General features: G+C 71.7%; 8 protein-coding genes. 4 read left to right on the top strand and 4 right to left on the bottom strand.

Annotation, left to right across the window (positions count from 1 at the left end; all coding sequences use genetic code 11):
• Positions 1-120 precede the first annotated feature (120 nt).
• The gene (locus tag Pla133_RS22785) at positions 121-3,426 is read left to right on the top strand and encodes a LamG-like jellyroll fold domain-containing protein (protein WP_419191869.1); all 3,306 of its coding nucleotides are present in this window, start codon (positions 121-123) and stop codon (positions 3,424-3,426) included.
• Between the two features lie 113 nt (positions 3,427-3,539).
• Here Pla133_RS22785 and Pla133_RS22780 read toward each other — a convergent pair whose 3' ends face one another.
• Complete coding sequence (locus Pla133_RS22780; protein WP_145069604.1) at positions 3,540-5,537, bottom strand: DUF3604 domain-containing protein; 1,998 nt, start codon at positions 5,535-5,537, stop codon at positions 3,540-3,542.
• Positions 5,538-5,586: 49 nt separating this feature from the next.
• Here Pla133_RS22780 and Pla133_RS22775 point away from each other — a divergent pair, with 49 nt between their 5' ends.
• The gene (locus Pla133_RS22775) at positions 5,587-8,154 is read left to right on the top strand and encodes a zinc-dependent metalloprotease (RefSeq protein WP_419191868.1); all 2,568 of its coding nucleotides are present in this window, start codon (positions 5,587-5,589) and stop codon (positions 8,152-8,154) included.
• Entirely contained in the window at positions 8,124-9,140 is a 1,017-nt protein-coding gene (locus Pla133_RS22770; RefSeq protein ID WP_419191867.1) for a glycosyltransferase family 9 protein, read from the top strand. The genes Pla133_RS22775 and Pla133_RS22770 overlap by 31 nt, the downstream gene beginning before the upstream one ends.
• On the opposite strand, the gene Pla133_RS22765 is transcribed toward Pla133_RS22770, so the two are convergent.
• The 3 genes from Pla133_RS22765 to Pla133_RS26680 form a co-directional block, all read right to left on the bottom strand.
• Entirely contained in the window at positions 9,131-10,354 is a 1,224-nt protein-coding gene (locus tag Pla133_RS22765; protein ID WP_145069598.1) for a right-handed parallel beta-helix repeat-containing protein, read from the bottom strand. The two genes, Pla133_RS22770 and Pla133_RS22765, sit on opposite strands and share 10 nt — an antisense overlap.
• 182 nt (positions 10,355-10,536) lie before the next feature.
• Entirely contained in the window at positions 10,537-11,763 is a 1,227-nt protein-coding gene (locus Pla133_RS22760) for a right-handed parallel beta-helix repeat-containing protein (protein WP_145069596.1), read from the bottom strand.
• Between the two features lie 175 nt (positions 11,764-11,938).
• Complete coding sequence (locus tag Pla133_RS26680; RefSeq protein ID WP_419191866.1) at positions 11,939-12,625, bottom strand: TIGR04282 family arsenosugar biosynthesis glycosyltransferase; 687 nt, start codon at positions 12,623-12,625, stop codon at positions 11,939-11,941.
• 32 nt (positions 12,626-12,657) lie between these two features.
• Here Pla133_RS26680 and Pla133_RS22750 point away from each other — a divergent pair, with 32 nt between their 5' ends.
• Complete coding sequence (locus Pla133_RS22750) at positions 12,658-18,579, top strand: alpha-2-macroglobulin family protein (protein WP_145069592.1); 5,922 nt, start codon at positions 12,658-12,660, stop codon at positions 18,577-18,579.
• The last annotated feature ends 8 nt before the right edge of the window (positions 18,580-18,587 follow it).

Raw genomic sequence — 18,587 nt, 5'->3', positions numbered from 1 at the left:
GCGCTCCGTCGTCCGGTTGGTCAGGACTGGCCGAGTTGCGGTCTCCCGAGGACTCGGCTAGGGTCGCTCGAGACCTTGAGTCCGGTCATTCGACCGCCCCGAAGAAGCCTGGAGATACTCATGTTGCAGCTGTTGTGCGCGATGGCCTTCGCGTCGTTCTTGCACTCTTATCCGGTCGCGGTGCAAGAGTGCCTGCCACTCCCGACGAATGCGGTCGCCTGGTGGCCGCTCGACGAGACCTCAACGGATGGAGCCGAAGATCTCGTCGCTGGGCTCGACGGCGCCCACGCGAATGGGCCGACGCCGGTGCCCGGGCTGGTAGCGGGCGCCTTGTCCTTCGACGGTGCCAACGACTTCGTCAGCATCCCGGACAGTCCGGTCTGGGACCTCGGTGGCGACGACTTCACGATCGAGCTGTGGGCGAGATTCGACACCGCTGGCAGTGGGTCCGTGGGGCACCCCGGTGACATTCTGATCGGGCAGGACGAGGGCCCGGGTAACCAAGAGAAGTGGTTCTTCGCGCTCGGCGGAGGAGCCCTCAACTTTCATATCAACGGACCCTCCACGCCCTCGTCGTTCAGCCCTCAGGTGCCCTTCACTCCGACCGTTGGTCAGTGGTACCACCTGGCCGTCGTCCGGCGCGGAATCGAGCTCACGATCTTCGTCGACGGAGTGGCAGCCGGCTCTGCCATCGTCGGCACGACGATTCCTCAGGTCTCGGCACCTCTGACTCTCGGTCAGGCCGAGAACATCGGCTTCTTCGACGGATCCCTCGACGAGGTGTCGCTGTACCGCCGCGCACTGGAATCGGAGGAAGTGGCGGCGATCCACGCCGCTGGCAGTCTCGGCAAGTGCGTCGAGGGGGCAGTCCATCCGGGCCAGGGCGGTCAAGGCGAATACGTCACAGTCGTCGTCTCCGGGCCTTCAATCCCCCTCCTGCCCCAGGTACGCCTCGCTTCGGGGTCTGCGCCCGACCTCTATGCTGCTGCCACAGAGGTCAGCGTGACTGGGAGCTCGCTCGAAGCAACCTTCGATCTCGCAGGCCAACCACTCGGGTTGCGCGACGTCGTCGTCGAAGAAGGCGGGCAAGTAGTCTTCGTGGTGCCGATGTCATTCGAGGTGGTGCCGTCGACCGGTCCAGAGCTCTGGGTCGACATCTCCGGGTTTGGGCAGATTCTCGCTGGGAGCGAGCAGAACTTCTGGCTGACCTACGGCAACAGCGGCAACGCGGATGCCCACATGGGGGTGGTCAGCGTGACTATCCCGGGCGGGGTGGGCTACCAGCTTGGGGAGCAGGTGGGTTTCGTCGTGCCTGCCGAGGACGTGACCGAGTCGATCTTGATTCCACGCCTGGCGGCTGGAGAGGGGAGGGCGGTGAAGCTGCGCCTGATCGGACCGGCGAGCGGAGCGGTGGCCCTGGAGACGGCGATCGCCGAGTCGTTCTTCGATTCGCTGAACGCCCAAGTCGCAGTCTCCGAATCCAACCTCGCTCTGCCTGCTCTGCCTGCTCTGCCCGCTCTGCCCGCTCTGCCGGGCAGCGTCGGCGGCACCGCAGGTCAGAAGCCTGTGGGCCCGGGGGATCCCGGTTCGCCCGGGTATCTCCACTTCTTCATGGTCCAGAAGCCCGACGGCACCTGGGAGCAGCAGCTCGCGATTCTCTCGCCTAATGGGGACCTCTACTGGTCGCTCGCGGGCGACAAGGTGCTGCAGAGTGCCTTCTCTGCCAACGGGACCTACGTTGTTGGCGAACAGAGCTACACCTACCAGCACATGTTCGGCTTTGCGCCGAAACCCGAGGCCGAGATGCCGGCCTATGTCGCCGAGCTCGCGGCCAAGTTCGTCCCCTGGTATGGGCACGACTTCGCCAACCCCGGCTGTCAGCCCAGCTCGATCAGTTGCCTCGGTCTGGCACTCCAGCTGCTCTACCCCACAGTGAGCTGCGCGGCCGTCTCGACTTCGTCGTGCACGGCCTCGTCGCCCGCAGGCCAGACGTTCTGCCCCCTGCTGCCGCCGGAGCTACTCGCCACTTTCGATTGCACGACTGCTCCTGGGACCCAGGGAGGGGAGGTCTGCTACTACGACTCCAGCGGGCTCGTCGAGGGCTTGGGCCAACTGCTCGGACTCAACGGGGACGTGCTGGTCGGCCAGATCGCGGCACTCGATATCTCGTCCAACGTGAAGGCCCACGTGATCGAAGTCATCAACTCGTGGGACCCCAATGCCAAGGGCGGTTCCAAGGGCGTGGGGCCGCAGGCGTACGTCGCAGCTTCGCAGCCTCTGCGGTACACCATCCAGTTCGAGAACGACCCCGACATGGCCACCGCTCCGGCGAAGGAAGTGGTCATCCGGGATACGCTCGATCCCGCCCTCGTGGACCTGTCGAGTTTCAGATTCGGCGCCGTCTCCTTCGGAGATCAGGCCGCACTTCCGCCGGCAGGGACGTCCTTCGCCTTACAGGTACCCGTATCGACGGCGTTGGAGGTGCAGGTCTTCGGTCAGCTCGAGCCCTCGAGCGGCGAAGTCACCTGGCGATTCCGTTCGGTAGATCCGGCTACGGGTCTCCCTCCCGAGGACCCGTTCGGCGGGTTCTTGCCCCCCAACCTGACGCCCCCGGACGGTGAGGGCGCTGTCTTGTTCGACGTCCTTCCCGCGGCCGGCCTCGTAACTGGCACCGTCATCCAGAACGTGGCGTCGATCACGTTCGACTCGAACCAGCCAATCCTGACGCCAAGTTGGACGAACACGCTGGATGTCGATCCGCCCGAGACCGTCGTCGGGCTGCTCCCGACGATCGCGGGCTGCGCCGAGGTGGGATTGACTTGGAGCTCAACCGACATCGGGTCCGGAATCGAACTCCACCGGGTGTACGTCAGTGTTGACGGTGGAACGCTCGAGCCTTGGCTGACGACCGCTGAACAGTCCGCAAGCTATCCAGGCGTGCTCGACACGACTTATGGCTTCGCCGTTAGGGCGAAGGACGAGGCTGGCAACTGGGAGGCTGTTCCAACTGCTCCGGCTGTCTCGACTACGCTCGTCTCGTCCTTGGCGAGTTCCGAGGTGGTCCGCCTCGGGGTGCCTCCCAATCCCGCGGCCCTACTGATAGGTCAGAGCCAGGGTCCGGTGGTCGGAACCGTCTGGGACCCGGTCGTCGATCATTCGAGCTTCCAGATTGGTGCCGTGGTCGATTTCCTCGTGGTCTCGGCGGTCGCGACCAATGTTCCCCTGCCTTCGTTGGGAACGCTGCTCTGCGACCTCTCGGCGTCGCGGCTGATCTTGAGCGCCAATCCCGGCGTGTCGTTCCAGGTTGAGATCCCCGATTCGTGTCAGATCGTTGGTGCTGCGATCTACAGCCAAGCGGCCTCCCTGGACGTCGGTGGAGCACTCATGCTCACCAACGGTCTCGACGTGGTGCTCGGACAGCAGTAGCCCTGGTCTCTGATCCGATCCGTTGGTCGCAGAACTTCATGCCGGCCCAGACCACGGGGCTGGCCTGAAGAGCGCCGGCCGGGCCTGCGACACGCCACGCGCGTCTACCCCGCTCAATCGAAGTAGTACGGACTCGACCAGGCCATGTGCCGGTCGGTCTGCAGCACGCGCACGCGCAACAGGCCGCCGGCGGCGGGCGGCGGGATCGGGACCAGGGCGCGCAGCTCGAGCTCCTTGGCGCCGTCGACGGCGACGACGATCCCGGTTTCGTCCACGATCTCGATGCGTTCGAGGGGCGCGGTGCCGAAGACTTCGATCAGGAGCTGCGGCTCGGGCCCCACGTCGGCGGCGGACATCTGGGCGCCCATGGGCTGGCTGGCGAGGCTGGTGCGCAGCACGATGCGCGCGCCGGAGGTGCCGTAGCAACGCCGCGCGCGCAGAGCTTCAAGCAAGCCGGCGCGGGTCAGGTCCTCGGACAGGATCCCCGCCAAACCTCCACAGGGCGCGGACAGGTGCGCCATGCCTGGGTGCCCGTCGTGGCCGTCGCCGCTGCCGATGATGCCGTAGCGGTAGCCGCGCCCGAGCACGTCCTCGAACCAGTGCCCGTCCACGGGTGAGTAGATCCGTCGCGGATCGGCGGGCGTGTCGCTGGAGCCGTGGACCGAGACCAACTCCACCACGGGCTCGATCTCGAGCGGTGGCTTTGCGCTCCAGTCCACCGCCACCGGACCGCCGGCCAGGGTGTGGGGGATCGAGAGCGAGTCGGTGCCATCGAGAGCCGCCCACAACTCCGGCGGCGTGTCGTAGTCGCGGTCGAAGGCCGACAGGAGCGGTCGCGCCGCACCCAGGTGCACCACGTGGCGGTGGCCGAAGAGCCAACTGGTCCACTCGAAGCCGGTCAGTGCCAGGAACCGCCCCGGCTCGTCGTGGGCCTGCGAGGCGGCCAGGATCGTGTCCCACAGCTCCGGCGTGGTCTCGAGCGGCTCGAGGCCCCAACGGTCGTGGTCGGTCAAGGCCACGGCGTCGAGCCCGCCCACGTAGCGCGCGTAGGTGTAGTAGTCGTCGGGCGTGCCCGTGCCGTCGGAGAGGCCCGAATGCCCTTGCAGGTCGCAGAACAACACGCGCTTGGCGGGGCTCACGCGGCAGGGGTTGGACTCGGTCTCGGTCAGGACCTCGCCCGCCTCGTCGAGGACCCGCGCGACCAGGCGCAGGGTCGAGATCGCCTCGGGCAGGACGACTTCGATGCGACGGCTGGCGGAGTCACTGGCGCCGAACTCGAAGCGCCGCGGCGCCTCGTCGCCCGGCAGGCCCTCGACCTCGATCGCGCCCTCGAACTCCACGCGATCGCTACCGGTCCCGTCGACCACGGCCAGGGTCGCCGTGATCGTCTCGCCCGGATGGGCCGTGGCCGGCAGGTGCAACAACAGCCGCGAGGCCGGGCCGGGCGCCACGTCGAAGGCCAGCTCCGCGTCGTCGACCAGGGCGCGCACCCCGTCGCCGTCGCCGTCGACCGCGAGCCACAGGCGCGTGTCCCGTTCCCCGTAGCGATCCACGCGCACACCGGCGGGCCCGGCGCCGTAGACGATGTGGACCACTTCACCGGGGGCCAGGTCGCGCCCGCGCACCACCGCCACCAAGAGCTGCGTGTCGATCGCCCGGGCCTCGAAGCGCAGGTCCTGCGCGTCGCACTCGAAGGTGGTGTAGCCGGGCGCGGCGGGCTCCGCGGCCTGGGGCGTGCTCCAACCCCAGAAGGGTGGCGCTTGGAGGTAGATGGCGCCGCCCTCGGCGACTCCCAAGGGGCCCGCCGTGTAGTCCAACTCGAAGCGCGCCGGACGCCCGACCTCGGCCTCGGGCGCTGGGCCGACGAAGCGCGCGGAGCCCGCGCCGTCGGCGGGCGAGCGCGGCGTGCGTTGGTCCTCCCAAAGGGTGTACAGCACGTCGAGCTTGGCGGTCTGAGGGGGCTCGAAGCCGAGCCAGTCGACGAGCTGCGCGCGTTGCTCGTCCGCAGCGCCGGCCGTGCTCCCTTCCGATGTCGCCGAGTCCTGGTCGGCGCTATTCCCTCCGCATGCGGCGAGCAATGGCAGGGCGAGGGCGAGGGTGCGTCGATCCATGGTGTGCCGCGCCGTGCTTGGCGCAGGGCCCCAGGTTACAAGAGGCGGCATGAAGCTCCGCCGCCTCGGGATCGGATCGTCGCTGTTGCTCGCCGCCGGCACGTTCGGTGGACCCCCCGCCGCCGCGCGGCAGGAAGAAGCGCCGATCGCGCCCCTGCCCACGCCGCCGCTCGAAGAGGTGGCGGAAGTCGCGGCCGAGCCCGAGCGGCCCGAATGGGCCACCGCGCCCCTGCCGACCATCGACGAGCGCACCGCGGGCCTCGAGCGCCGCGAGGGCTTCGTGGACCTCTACCACGACGTCGACGCCGGTCTGCTCCTGGCGCAGTTTCCGGCCTCGTCCGACGCGGCCCCCATGCTCTACGTCGAGGCCCTGGTGCGCGGCCTGGGCTCCAACGACGTGGGCCTCGACCGCGGTCAGATCGGGACCAATCTCGTGCTCGTCACCCGCCGCGCGGGGCGCAGCCTGCAGTTGGTCGCGCCCAACCTCGACGCGCGGGTCGCGCTGGACGATGAACAGGTGCAGCGCGCCGCGCGCGAGGCCTTCGCGGAGAGCGTCGTCGCGGCCCTGCCGATCGTGGCCGAGCAGGACGGCCGCGTGCTGGTGGACCTGACCGACCTCGCCCTGCGCGACGCCCACGGCGTGGCCAAGGCCCTCGATCGGGCCGGCCAGGGCTCCTTCAGCCTGGCGCGCGACCGCAGCGCGATCCTGGCCGACGGCCTGCGAACCTTCGCCGACAACTCGACCGTCGAGGTGCTGTTGACCTTCACCGGCGACGACCCGGGGCCCGAGGTGCGCGCCACCACGCCCGACCCGAGCGCGGTGACCCTGCGCGTGCGCCACGGCTTCTGCGCCCTGCCGGAGGTGCCCATGGCGACGCGGACGGCCGATCCGCGCTCGGGCTACTTCACCCGCACTTGGGTCCAGCTCGACGCAGCGCCGGACGAGCCCTCCGAGGTCCAGGTCATCGCGCGGCATCGCCTGCCCGCGGACGGCTCGCCGATCGTCTACTACATCGACCGCGGCGCGCCCGAGCCCATGCGCTCGGCCCTGCTCGAGGGCGCGCGCTTCTGGGAGCGCGCCTTCGCGGAGGCCGGCCTCGAGGGCCGCTTCAAGGCGGAGCTGTTGCCGGAGGGCGCCGACATCCACGACCTGCGCTTCAACGTGGTGCAGTGGGTGCACCGCTCCACGCGCGGTTGGAGCTACGGCAACTCGATCGTCGATCCGCGCAGTGGCGAGATCCTCAAGGGGCACGTGACCCTCGGCTCCCTGCGCGTGCGGCAGGACGTGCTGATCGCCGAGGGGTTGCTGTCGCCCTACGCGGGCGAGGGGCGCGACGAGCGCGTGATGGCCATGGCCCTGGCGCGCCTGCGGCAGCTCGCGGCCCACGAGATCGGGCACACCCTCGGCCTGCGCCACCACTTCGCGGCCAGCGGCGTCGGCGACGGGCGTGAGTCGGTGATGGACTACCCGCCGCCGCGGGTGCGCTTGGACGAGGACGGCCAGATCGACCTGTCCGACGCCTATCGCGACGGCCCGGGAGGCTGGGACGTGCTCGCGATCGAGTACGGCTACCGCGAGTTCGGGGCCGGCGGGGAGGCCGAAGGCTTGGCCGAGGTCATGGCGCAGATGGATCGGCAGGGCTTGGCCCTGTTGACCGACGAGGACGCCTCAGCGGGAGTCCATCCGCGCGCGCACCGTTGGGACGACGGCAACGACGCCGTGCAGGCCTTGGCGGACGCGCTCGAAGTGCGCGCCGCGGCCCTGGCTCGCTTTGGCGAGGGGGCCCTGCGCCCGGGTCGGCCCCTCGCGGACCTCGAGTTGGCCCTGGTGCCCCTGTTCCTGCACCACCGCTATCAGGTCGCCGCGGCGGCGGCGGTGCTCGGCGGCTACGACTACGAACATGGCGTGCGCGGTGGTGCACCGGCCCCGTCGCTCGCGGCCGTGGACTCGACGCTCCAGCGCGCGGCCCTGGCCGGACTGATCGACGCCCTCTCGTCGCAGGCGCTGCAGCTCCCCGCGCGCGTACGCGCGATCCTGCCGCCGCCGGCTCCGGGCCGGCCGCGCGGGCGGGAAGGCTTCGACCCGTCCACGACCCTCGTCGATCCCCTGGCCACGGCAGCCTTGGCCGCCGACCTCGTGCTCGACGAGTTGCTCGATGGCGAGCGCTTGGAGCGCGCGCTGATCCAGTCCCTCGACGATCCGAACCAGCCGGGGGCGCGCGGGGTCTTGGAGGCCCTGATCGCGTGGGGCTGGCCGGCTCCGGGCAACGCCCCCGCGGGAGCGGGCGACGCCTGGGACCGCGCCGTGCACCAGGCGGCCCGCGAGCGCCTGCTGGAAGGCCTGCTCGACCTGATCGCGGACCGGCGCACCAGCGCCGGCGTGCGCGAGGCGGCCCTCGCGTCGCTGAAGCTGCGGCGCGAGGCCGACGGCCGACTCCAATCGACCCTGGGCCTGGCCCTGCACGAGCAGCTCACCCTCGAGCTCTTCTTCAGCCAGCCGCTCGACTCCCGTCGCGCACCGGCCGCGCCGCGTGTTCCCCCGGGCCCGCCCATCGGCTGCGCCTGCGAGGACGACGCCTCGGCCCCGTGGCTCATCGAGGGCAGCGGCGCGCGGTGACGGCCGGCGACTCGATTCCCGCGCGCGTGTTGATCGTGCGGTTGGGCGCCCTGGGCGACGTGACCGGCGCCCTGGCCTGCGCCGGCGCCCTGCGGCGCGCGCGCCCGGACCTGCACGTGGGCTGGGCCGTGCACGACCTGGCGCTACCCTTGGTCGAGGGACATCCGTGGGTGGATCGCGTGCACCTGTGGAAGCGCGGTGGCGGCATCGCGGGTCTCTTGTCCTTCGTCGGCGAGCTGCGCGCGGAGCGCTACGACGTCGTCCTCGACCTCCAGCGCATTCTCAAGAGCGCCCTGGTCGCGCGGCTCTGCGGCGCGTCACGCACGGTCGGCTACGACCGCGCACGCGCAAAGGAGCTCTCTTGGCTCTTGCACTCCGAGCACATCGCCCCCGGCGATCGCCGCGCGCCGATGATCCTCCAGGCCCTCGAGTTCGCGGCGCACCTGGGCGCGACCGACCTCACGCCCATGCGCGAGCTCCCGCGCGAGCCTGAGGCGGAGGCCTGGGCGCAGGCCCTCGTGGCCGAGCTCGGCGCCGCTCCGATCGCGGTCAACGTCGGCGCCAGCAAGCCGCCCAACCGCTGGGTTCCCGAACGCTTCGCGCAGCTCGCACGCACCCTGGCCGAGCACGGTCATTCGATCGTGCTGACCGGCGGCCCCGAGGATCGCGACTGGGCCGCGGCCGCCTGCGGGGCCGCCGACGGCGCGCGGATCCGCGACCTGGTCGGCCGCACCTCGATCCCGCAGCTCGTGTCGCTCTACCGTCGCCTGTCCCTCTACGTCGGCTGCGACACAGGGCCGATGCACGTGGCCGCCGCCTGCGACGTGCGCTGCGTGGCCCTCTTCGGCCCCGCGGATCCGCAACGGACCGGGCCCTTCGGCCCCGGGCACGTGATCGTGCGCGCGCCCGAGCGCGGTGGCAGCCGGCCGATGAACGGGATCGAGGTCGACGCCGTCCTGACCGCGGTGCGCTCGGCTCAGAGCTGATCGTCGAGGATCAGCAGGTAGTCGTTCTCGCCCAGCACGGTCAGCGCCGCGGCGGGGTTCGCGCTGAGCAGTTGGCAGTGCAGCGCGAACGCTTGCAGTCCAGGCCCCAGGTCGGGGGCCAGGAAGGCGGTCTCGATGCTGCCGCCCGGGGGCACCACGCCCAGGGTCAGCAGGCGCAGGGGCTCGCCCACCAGGCGCAGGCCGTCGAGGCCGGGCACGCTGCCGAAGCCCGGCTCGATCGAGAAGGCCAGCACCGCCAGGTCGCCGCCCGTGGCGCGGAAGCGCAGTTGGATCCACTCGCCCTCCCGCGCGGGGCTGGGCGTGGCGTCGATCGCGCGACTGGGGCCCGGCATCTCCAGCAGGGTGCCGCCGGTGAGCTGGATCATGCGACCGTCCTTGCCGTCGCCGCAGCCGGACACGGCGCCGTCGCCGCCAGCCCCCGGGAAGAAGTCGGTCGCGCGATGGGACACCCGCGAGGCGTAGCTGTCGAGGGCGTGGCCGCCGTCGGCGCCCGCGCAGCTCGGTGCGGAGACGACGCCGTCGCCGCCCGGCGCGCCGAACAGGCGCGAGCCCTGCACCACGAACTGTCCACCGATCAGCTCGACGCCCGAGCCGCCGTGGGTCGCGGGATGGGTCGACTCGGCGTCTGCGCCCCGTCCGCCATGGCTGTACACGTCAGCGAAGTGCAGCCCCGAGTCGATCGAGCTCAGGCCCACTCCCCCGGGTTGGTCGGCGACGCCCTTGGCGGCGTCGGCGCCGAAGAAGGCGCAGTCGATCAATGAGACGGCGGCACAGGCCCGCACGCGCCCGCCGGCGCCATCCCAGGGCATGGGCGTGTCGGGCGCCTGCTCGCCGATGAAGAGCCCAGCGTCGATCACCACCGAGCCGGAGCAGCTCTCCAGGCGCAGGCCCGGCTGTCCGCCGCTGCCCTGGACCCGCAGGCCCGAGAGCACGACACCGGAGGTCTGCGGGATGTTGACCACGGCGACGCTGCCCAGGACGTCGACCACCGCGCCCAGGTCGGCGACGATCGTCAGCCCCTTGCCGTCGACCGCGAAACCCGCGTAGCTGCCGGACGCGACCAGAATCGTGTCGCCCTCGGCCGCGGCCTGCACCGCCTGGTGGATCTGGACGTGGTCCGCGCCGCCGCTGTCGTCGACCGTGATGGTCTGGGCGAGGGGAGTGGCGACGAGCAGGCTGGCGAGAATCGACATGGGGGCGAGGGTGGGCCGAGGGGACGGAGCTGCACTGCGCGCGAAGGGGTCCGTCCTTGCGACGGACGTCGTCCCCCGGAGGATCCCCTCTGGCGCGCAAGCTGCCCGTAAGTCTCGCCCACCCACGTGCGCGGGGGGCCGCCATCATCGAGCGCTCACGTGCGGCACGGGGCCGCGCCGCCTCAGACGTCGCTGTCGAGGACGACGATGACGGCGTTCTCGCCCAGCACGTTCAGGGGCGAGAGGGGGTTCGAGCTCAGGAGCTGGAAGTAGAGCGTCATCGCCTCGAAGCCCGGCCCGAGCTGGGGCGCCGGGAGGCCGATCGAGATGCTGCCGCTGGGCGGGATGAGTCCGAGGCTCACGAATTTCAGCGGCTCGCCCACCAGGCGCAGCCCGTCGAGGCCGGGCACGGTGCTGAAGTCGGGAGCGGAGCCCCAGGCGAGGACGACCAGGTCGAAGGGCTGGGCGCTGCACTTGAACTGCAGCCATTGGCCTTCGATGGCGGGACTCGGGCCGGCGTCGAGGGCGAAGCCGGTGCCAGGCAGCTCCTCGATCCAACCGCCCACCGGCGCGATCTCGTTGCCATCGGGCCCCGAGCCGCAGCCCTCGAGGGCGCCGTTGCCGCCGTTGCCCGGGTAGAAGTCCGTGGCGCGGTAGAACACCTGCGCACCGACGGAGGTCAGGGCGTCGCCGCCGTCGGCGCCGGAGCAGCTCGGCGCCGAAGAGAGGCCGTTGCCGCCGTTGCCGCCGAACAGGTGCGAGCCCTGCAGATGGCAGACGCCGCCGTCGAGCACGATGCCGGCGCCGCCCTCGGAAGCAGCGTGGTTCGGCTTGGCGTTGGAACCTCGCCCGCCCTGCGCGAAGGTGTTCGCCAGGTGCATCTGCGCGTCGACAGCGATCAGCCCGGCGCCGGCGGGCTGGTCCGAGAAGGCCTTGTTGCTGTCGGCGCCGAAGAATGTCGTGTCGATCAGCGAGATCGCCGCGCAGTCGCGGATGCGCCCGGCCACCGGATCCCAGGGCTTGAGGCTCGTGGGTGCCAGTTGGGCGATGAACAGGCTGCCGTCGATGATGATCGAGCCGTCGCAGCTCTCCACCCGCAGGGCCGGCTGGCCGCCGCTGCCCTGGGCGCGCAGTCCACACAACAGGACCTGGTCGTCGGCGCCGATGTCGAGCACGGCGACGGTGCCGATCAGATCGACCACGGCGCCCTTGCGCGCGGCGACGGTCAACGCGGTGGAAGAGACCGTGAAGCTCGAGTAGGTGCCCGAGTCGATCAGGATCGTGTCGCCCCAGTCGGCGGCCTCGACCGCGTCCTGGATCGCTACGTGGTCGGCGCCACCGCTGTCGTCGACGGTGATGACCTTGGGGACTGCGGCGGGGAGCAACAGCAGGCCGGCGAGAGTGAGCATGGAGCGTAGTGCCGCTGGGCGGAGAGGCCGTTGGGCGGTCGAGCAGGGGAGTGCTCGCTGGTTACCGCTGGGCTCCCTAGGGAACACGGTCGGCCTGAATCGGCCCCCCAATTCAGAATCAGGGTTCCGTGATGATCCCCTGAAGCTGCGGACTGTGCCGGCCTTCACATAGCCTTCACAGTCCGTCGAGCTCGCTCAGGAGGTCGTCGACCAAAGATAGATCCTCGGGGCGATCCACGTCCGCAAGGGGGCACAGCAGGTGGACGGCCAGTCCGGCCTCCTCGGCCCGATTCCGGGTCTGGGCCAGGACGCCGGCCGTGCCCCAGGGCACGCCTTCGAACAGGGCCGGGTGGGGCGCGACCAGCCCGAGCAGGGTGTAACCCCCGTCCAGAGCGGGGCCTAGGACCGCCCGCCCGGGCAACATGGCTTCGAAGGCGTCGACCAGGAAGTCGGAATCCAGGCCCGGGCAGTCGGACCCGATCACGGCCACGGGGCCCCCGCCCCCGGCGAAGGCGCTGCCCAGCGCTGTTGCGAGCCGCGCCCCGAGGTCCCCCTGGCCCTGGGGCAGGTAGGTCAGGTCGTCGCCGAAGCGCCCGGCCATGCGCGCGGGCTCGCCCCCGTCGAAGCGCACCTGGATCCGCAGCCCCGGGATGCGAGCGGCGGCCTCCCTGGCGGCGTCCAGGGTCCGGGCGGTCAGTGCAGCTTGCAGCAGCGCCGCGCGCTCGGCCCCCAGGGTGCCGATCAGCCGCGTCTTGGTACGGCCGGGCTCGGGCCAACGGGTGAAGACGATCAGGGTCGGCACGCTGTCCGAGAGGTTAGCTGCAAGGGCGTCCCAACACAGGTACGCCCTGTGACGTTGCACGCCGGAGCCGCACCCGGTCCCCTCTACCAGCCATGTTCCGACGAATCGCCATCGCCCTCGCCCTGATCTCGACCCTGGTCGGACTCGCCGCCCTCGGCCTCGCCACGCCCGACCCGGCGACGCGCCCGCTCCAGTGGGACCTGGAGAGCCAGGTACGCCGCGCCGAGGCGCTCGCCGCGGAGGGCAGCGACGCCGCGGCCCACGACGTGTGGCGCGCCATCGAGGCGCAGGCCGAGTCGGGCGACCTGGACTTGACCGACGCCCAGCGGCGCCGGTTGGAGCTCGGACTGGCCGACAGCGGCTGGCGCGCCGCCGCGAACACGCGCGACACGTCGGTGATCGACGCGGCGCGGGAGACGCTGCGCGTGCTCTCGCCCGCGGACACGCGGGTCGAGGACCGCGACCTGGTCTGGGCCATGGCGCGCGAATCCCTCGGCGACCTCGACTGGGCCCGGACGCGCACTTGGAACATCGGGCCGGCGTTGGCGGACTACACGGCGGCGCTCGAGTGGTGGGGGCGCTCGTCCGACCTCGAGCGGGCGCGCGAGCACTGGCTGTCGATCTTCTGGCGCCTGGCCCAGCCGCCCTGGGCCCCGGGTGACTTCGACACGGGCTACGGCCGCGGACAGATCCCGATCGAGCTCGCCGAGCAGGCGCTGCGCCTCGTGCGCGGCGACGACGAGCGCGGGCGCGCGCACCTCGTGCTGGCGCACCTCGGGTTGCAAGTCGCGAGCACCCCCCGGCAGCAAGCGCGGGCCATCGAGCACCTGGAGCAGGTCATCGCCATCGGCCGCGCGACCAGCGCCCACGACGACGCCCTGTGGGCCCTGGCGCAGCACCTCGAGAACGTCGGTCGCTTCACGCGCGACGAGGAGGGGCGTTTCGAGCTGGAGGTGGACCTCGTCGGCGCCGTCGCGCTCTATCGCCAGTTGCGCGGCGACTACAGCCAGGACTCCTCGCGCTGGTGGAACGGCGCGAACAATCGACTCGGGGATCTGACCGGACCTTCGGTCCAACTGTGGACCCCCGGCGCGTTCCTGCCCGGGTCGCAGGTGGGCTTCGGGATCCAGACGCGCAACGTGGAGGCGGTCGAGTTCGCCCTCTATCCCATCGATCCGGCCCGCGACGTCCACTTCGACGCCTCGGACCAATCGCCCTGGAGCTGGTTGAGCGAGGTCGACGTGAAGGGCCGCTCGCCCGAGCGCGCGTGGAGCTACGCGACCGGCGACGTGGGCGACTACCGTCGGCGCGACGCGAACCTGGAACTCGACCCGGCGCCGGAGCTCGGCGCGTACGTGCTGGTGGCGCGCGCCGGCGGCGTGGAGGAACGCGAGCTGATCCTGGTCACCGACGCCGCGCTCGTGACCCACGCCGCGGCCAGCGACCTGTGGCTGTGGGCGACCAGGGCCACCGACGGCGAGCCCCTGGGCGGGGTGCGCTTCGATGTGCGCGCGCGCTGTCGCGTCGACGGCGGCGACTGGGTCTGGCGCGAGCGTTGGGCCACCGCCGACGGCGACGGCCTCGCGCGGATCGACGTGGGCGACGCGCGCAACACCCAGATCCTGGCCTTCGTGTCGACCGACTCGGGGCCGGCCTACAGCGTGCTCTTCTCGAGCGCCCGACCCGATCCGGCCGAGTGGGGCCTGCACGTGACCACCGATCGCCCCGCCTACCGGCCCGGGCACGAGGTGTACTTCTCCGTCATGGCGCGGGTCCTGTCGAAGGACGGCACCTGGGAGCCGCCCGTGGGCCGCGCGCCCCGCTGGGAGATCTACGGCCCGCGCGGCGAAGTCGTCGCCAGCGGCGAGCTCGACCTGTCGACCTTCGGCACCGCCAGCGGCTCCTTCGCCACCACCGTCGACCAGACCCTGGGCGCTTACCAGCTGCGCTTCCTCGAGGGCGACCGCCAGATCGGCCAGTCCGAGCTGTTCCGGCTGGAGGAGTACGTGCGTCCGGAGTTCGAGGTCAGCGTGGAGCTGCCCGAGGACGACGACGGCCGCGCCGAGGTCTTCGTGCTCGGCGACGAGGTGCGTGCCGAGGTGGTCGCCGCGACCTACGCGGGCGCGCCGGTCGCCGGGGCCGAGGTCGAGTTCGTCGTGCGCCGCCAGCAGCACTGGTCCCTGCCGACGCCGCGCGGCCCCTACGCCTGGTTCGAGCGCGGACTCGGCCAGCAGAACAACAACTATTGGTGGGGCGGGAGCGGCGAGGAGGTCCAACGCACGAGCGCGGTGACCGACGCCGCCGGTCGCGCCCAGGTGGCCTTCGAGACCTTCGGCCTGGATTCGGGCGAGTGGGAGTTCACCGTCGAGGCGCGGGTCACCGACGCCCTGCGGCGCGAGGTCACCGGGACCGGCACGGTCCTCGTCGCCGAGCACGCCTTCCGCGCGCGGGTAGAGACCGAGCATCGCCTGTTCCGCCCCGGCGCGGCGCTGGACGCGACGGTCATCACGGAGGACCCGAACGGCAATCCCCTGTCGGTGGAGGGCGCGGCGAGCCTGGTCCAGGTGCGCTCGTACACCCAGGTCGAGTGGGTCGACGCCTTCGGTCCGCGGATCCCCACCGACCTCACCTTCCCCCACGACGTCGAGCAGGAGATCCAGCGCATCCCGCTCACCACCGGTCCCGACGGCCGCGCCCAGTGGACGCCCACGCCGCCGGGGGTGGGGACCTACCTGGTGCGCTTCGAGGCCGCGGACCCGCGCAGCGGCGGGCGCGTGGTCGGCGAGGCGCGCGTGATCGTGTGCACCGAGGGCACGAACGACGTGGGGCTGCGCTCGGGCGGCATCGAGCTGTTCCTGGACGCCGAGGCCATCGCCGAGGGCGAGGCGGCCCAGGTGCTGATCGTCACCGACCGCTCGCGGCGCGCGGTGCTGCTCGCGGTGGAGACCCGCGGCGAGCTCGAGCTGCGCGTGCTGCGGATCGGCGGCACGGCGAAGTTGGTGGCCCTGCCCCTGGCCGAGCGCCACGTGCCGCAGACGTACCTGAGCATCTTCGCGGTGCAGGACGGGCAGCTCTTGACGGACAGCGAGACGCTGGTCGTGCCGCCGGCGCAGCACGTCCTGGCGATCGACGCCGAGCTCGACCGCGAGGTCTACGAGCCCGGTGACGTGGCGACGCTGGACCTGACCGTGCGCGACCACGCCGGCGAGCCGGTGGAGTCGCACCTGTCGGTGACCCTGTTCGACGAGTCGCTCACGGCGATCGCGGCCGAGGCGTCGGGCGATCCGCGCTTGACCTACTTCGGCCAGAGCTCCTGGTGGCGGGCGTCGCGCGCTACCAGCTTCGAGCGCAACGCCTACGGCCGCTTCGAGCTGACCGACGAGTTCGGTTGGCGGTCGGAGCGCGAGGCGCAGGGTTACCGCGGACCCGGCGACACGGTGGGGGTGCAGTACGAGACGAGGAAGGTGCGCGCAGGAGTCGGTGGCCGGGAAGCCGGTGACTCCGACTTCTTCCTCGGCCAGGGAATCGAGCGGTTGGGCTACGCCGAGTCCGCCACGCCCGCGATGAGTCGAGACATGGCTCTCGCCGGGCCTCCGGGTGTCCAGTTCTTCGCCCTCGCTGGCGCCGGGACGCCGACTGCAAGCGTCCGCGTCGACTTCCGCGAGACGGCCTTGTGGGACGCGGACGTCGTTACCGACGCTGACGGAGCGGCGCAGTTGAAGTTCACCTGGCCCGACTCGACCACGCGCTGGAAGCTCGGCGCGGTGGCCTGCGACGAGCACTCGTCCTTCGGCCTCGAGCGCCGCTCGGCGGCCCGCACGACCCTGCCGCTGCTCCTGCGCCTGGCGACGCCGCGCTTCTTGGTGGCCGGCGACGAAGCGGTCGTCTCGACCCTCGTGCGCAACGACACCGACGCGGCGATCCCCTGTCAGGTCCTCCTGACGACGCCGATCGCCGGTTTCGACGCGGCGCAGATCGTCGGGCCCCTGGCAGGTGGGGTCGTGGACAGCGAGGCTGGAATGGTCACGGTGCCGGCCGGGGCCGAGGTCACGGTCGACTGGCTCGTGCGCGCCGGCGGCGCGGGCGAGGCGAAGTTCATGGCCATGGTGGCCTCATCCGAGCGCTCGGACGGCATCGAGCGCATCCTGCCGGTGATCGAGCACGGCCTGGACGTGGTCATCGCCGCGGCCGGGGTCGCGGACTCCGAGCGCGCGGAGCTGGTCGTCGACCTGCCGCCGGCGCGGCCGGGCTCGACCGCCGTCGACGTGGTCATCACGCCGAGCCTCGCGAGCACGGCCATCGCGGCCCTGCCCTACCTGGCCGACTACCCCTACGGCTGTCTGGAGCAGACCCTGTCGCGCTTCGTGCCGACGGTGGTGGCCCTGGGCGCGCTCGAGGAGCTCGGCTTCGACCGCGAAGCCGTCGCCAGGTCGACCTTCGATCCGCCGAGCCACGTGCGCGCCCCCGACACCGAGCGCGAGGCCACCCTGCCCAAGATCGACGCCATGGTCGCGGACGGTCTCGAGCGGGTGCTGTCCATGCAGCGCGGCGACGGGGGCTTCTCCTGGTGGCCCGGCGGCAGCGCGGACGCGTTCATGACCGGCTACGCGGTGTGGTCCCTGGCGCTCGCCTTGGACGCCGGTGTGGACGTTCCGCGCGGGGCGATCGAGAACGGCGCGCGCTGGCTCGAGCAACGACTGGTGCAGACCGAGGCCGACACCCAACTCGGCGCCTGGGAGCTGCACGCCTGGGCGGCGGCTCGCCGCAGCCTCGAGGACGCGGGCGGCGCGAAGCTGCAGATCAGCGAGGCCGTGGGTCGCGCCTTCGACCTGACCTACTCGGGTCGCCAGTCCCTGGGCGCCTACGGCCTGGCCGCGCTCCTGCTCGCGGCCCACGACCTGGGCCGTGACGAGCAGGCCGCCGTGCTGCTTCGGAACCTCGCCGACGGCGTGGTGCGCGAGGACGGCAGCGGCGGGGTGCTGCAACCCGGCATCGCTGCGAGCGGTCGACTGACCGCCCACTGGGGCGACGACGGCATCGGCTACCGCTGGAGCCAGGACGGGACCGAGGCCACGGCCTTCGCCCTGCGCGCGCTCCTGGCGGTCGACCCCGACAACGCGCTGGTGGAGCCGGCCATCGAATGGCTGGTGCTGAACCGCCGCGGCGCCCGCTGGAAGAGCACCCGCGACACGGCCATCTGCGTGCTGGCCCTGGTCGACGCCGTGCGCGCCCGTGGCGAGCTCGAAGCGCCCGGCGAGTTCCGCCTGCTGGTCGACGGCACCGAGATCGGCGGCGGCAGCTTCGACCCGTCGCGCCCGTGGATCCAGCCCCTGCGCTGGCCCGTGAGCAATCTCGGCGAGGGTCGCCACGTGGTCGCCCTCGAGCAGCAGGGCCCGCCGCGCCGGCTCTACTGGCACGTCACCGCCCGCACCTTCTCGATCGAGGAGCGCATCGCGCCCCGCGCGAACGAGCTGGTCGTGCGCCGCGACGTGTTCCACCTGGCGCCGCGCGAGACGCTCCTCGCCGGCACGGTCTTCGAGCGCGTGCCCCTGGCCCACGGCGACGTCGTCGCGAGCGGCGACCGCGTCGAAGTCGTGGTCACCCTCCACACCCGCGTGCCCCTCGAGTACGTGATCGTCGAGGACCACAAGGCCGCCGGCTTCGAAGCCGTCGAGCTCACCTCCGGCGGCCCCGCCTGGGCCCAGGAGCTGCGCGCTGACGAAGTCGCCCAGCGCTTCGGCGACGACCCCCTGGCCCTGCCACAGACCACCGGCGACCGCCAACCGCTTGCTGGCGTCGGCTACACCGGCCGGTCCCAATGGGTCTACCGCGAGCTGCGCGACACCCGCGTGGTCAGCTTCATCGACCGCCTGCCCGCCGGCACCTGGGAGCTGCGCACGACCCTGCGCGCCCAGACGCCCGGCACCTTCGCGGCCCTGCCCGCGACGGCCGCCGCGATGTACGCGCCCGACCTGGCGGGGAACTCGATCGAGTTGCAGTTGGGCGTGGAGTAGCCGGCGCG

Origin of the sequence: Engelhardtia mirabilis (genome assembly GCF_007748095.1) — a bacterium.
GTDB lineage: Bacteria > Planctomycetota > UBA1135 > UBA1135.
This window is presented reverse-complemented; position numbering and strand designations above follow the sequence as displayed.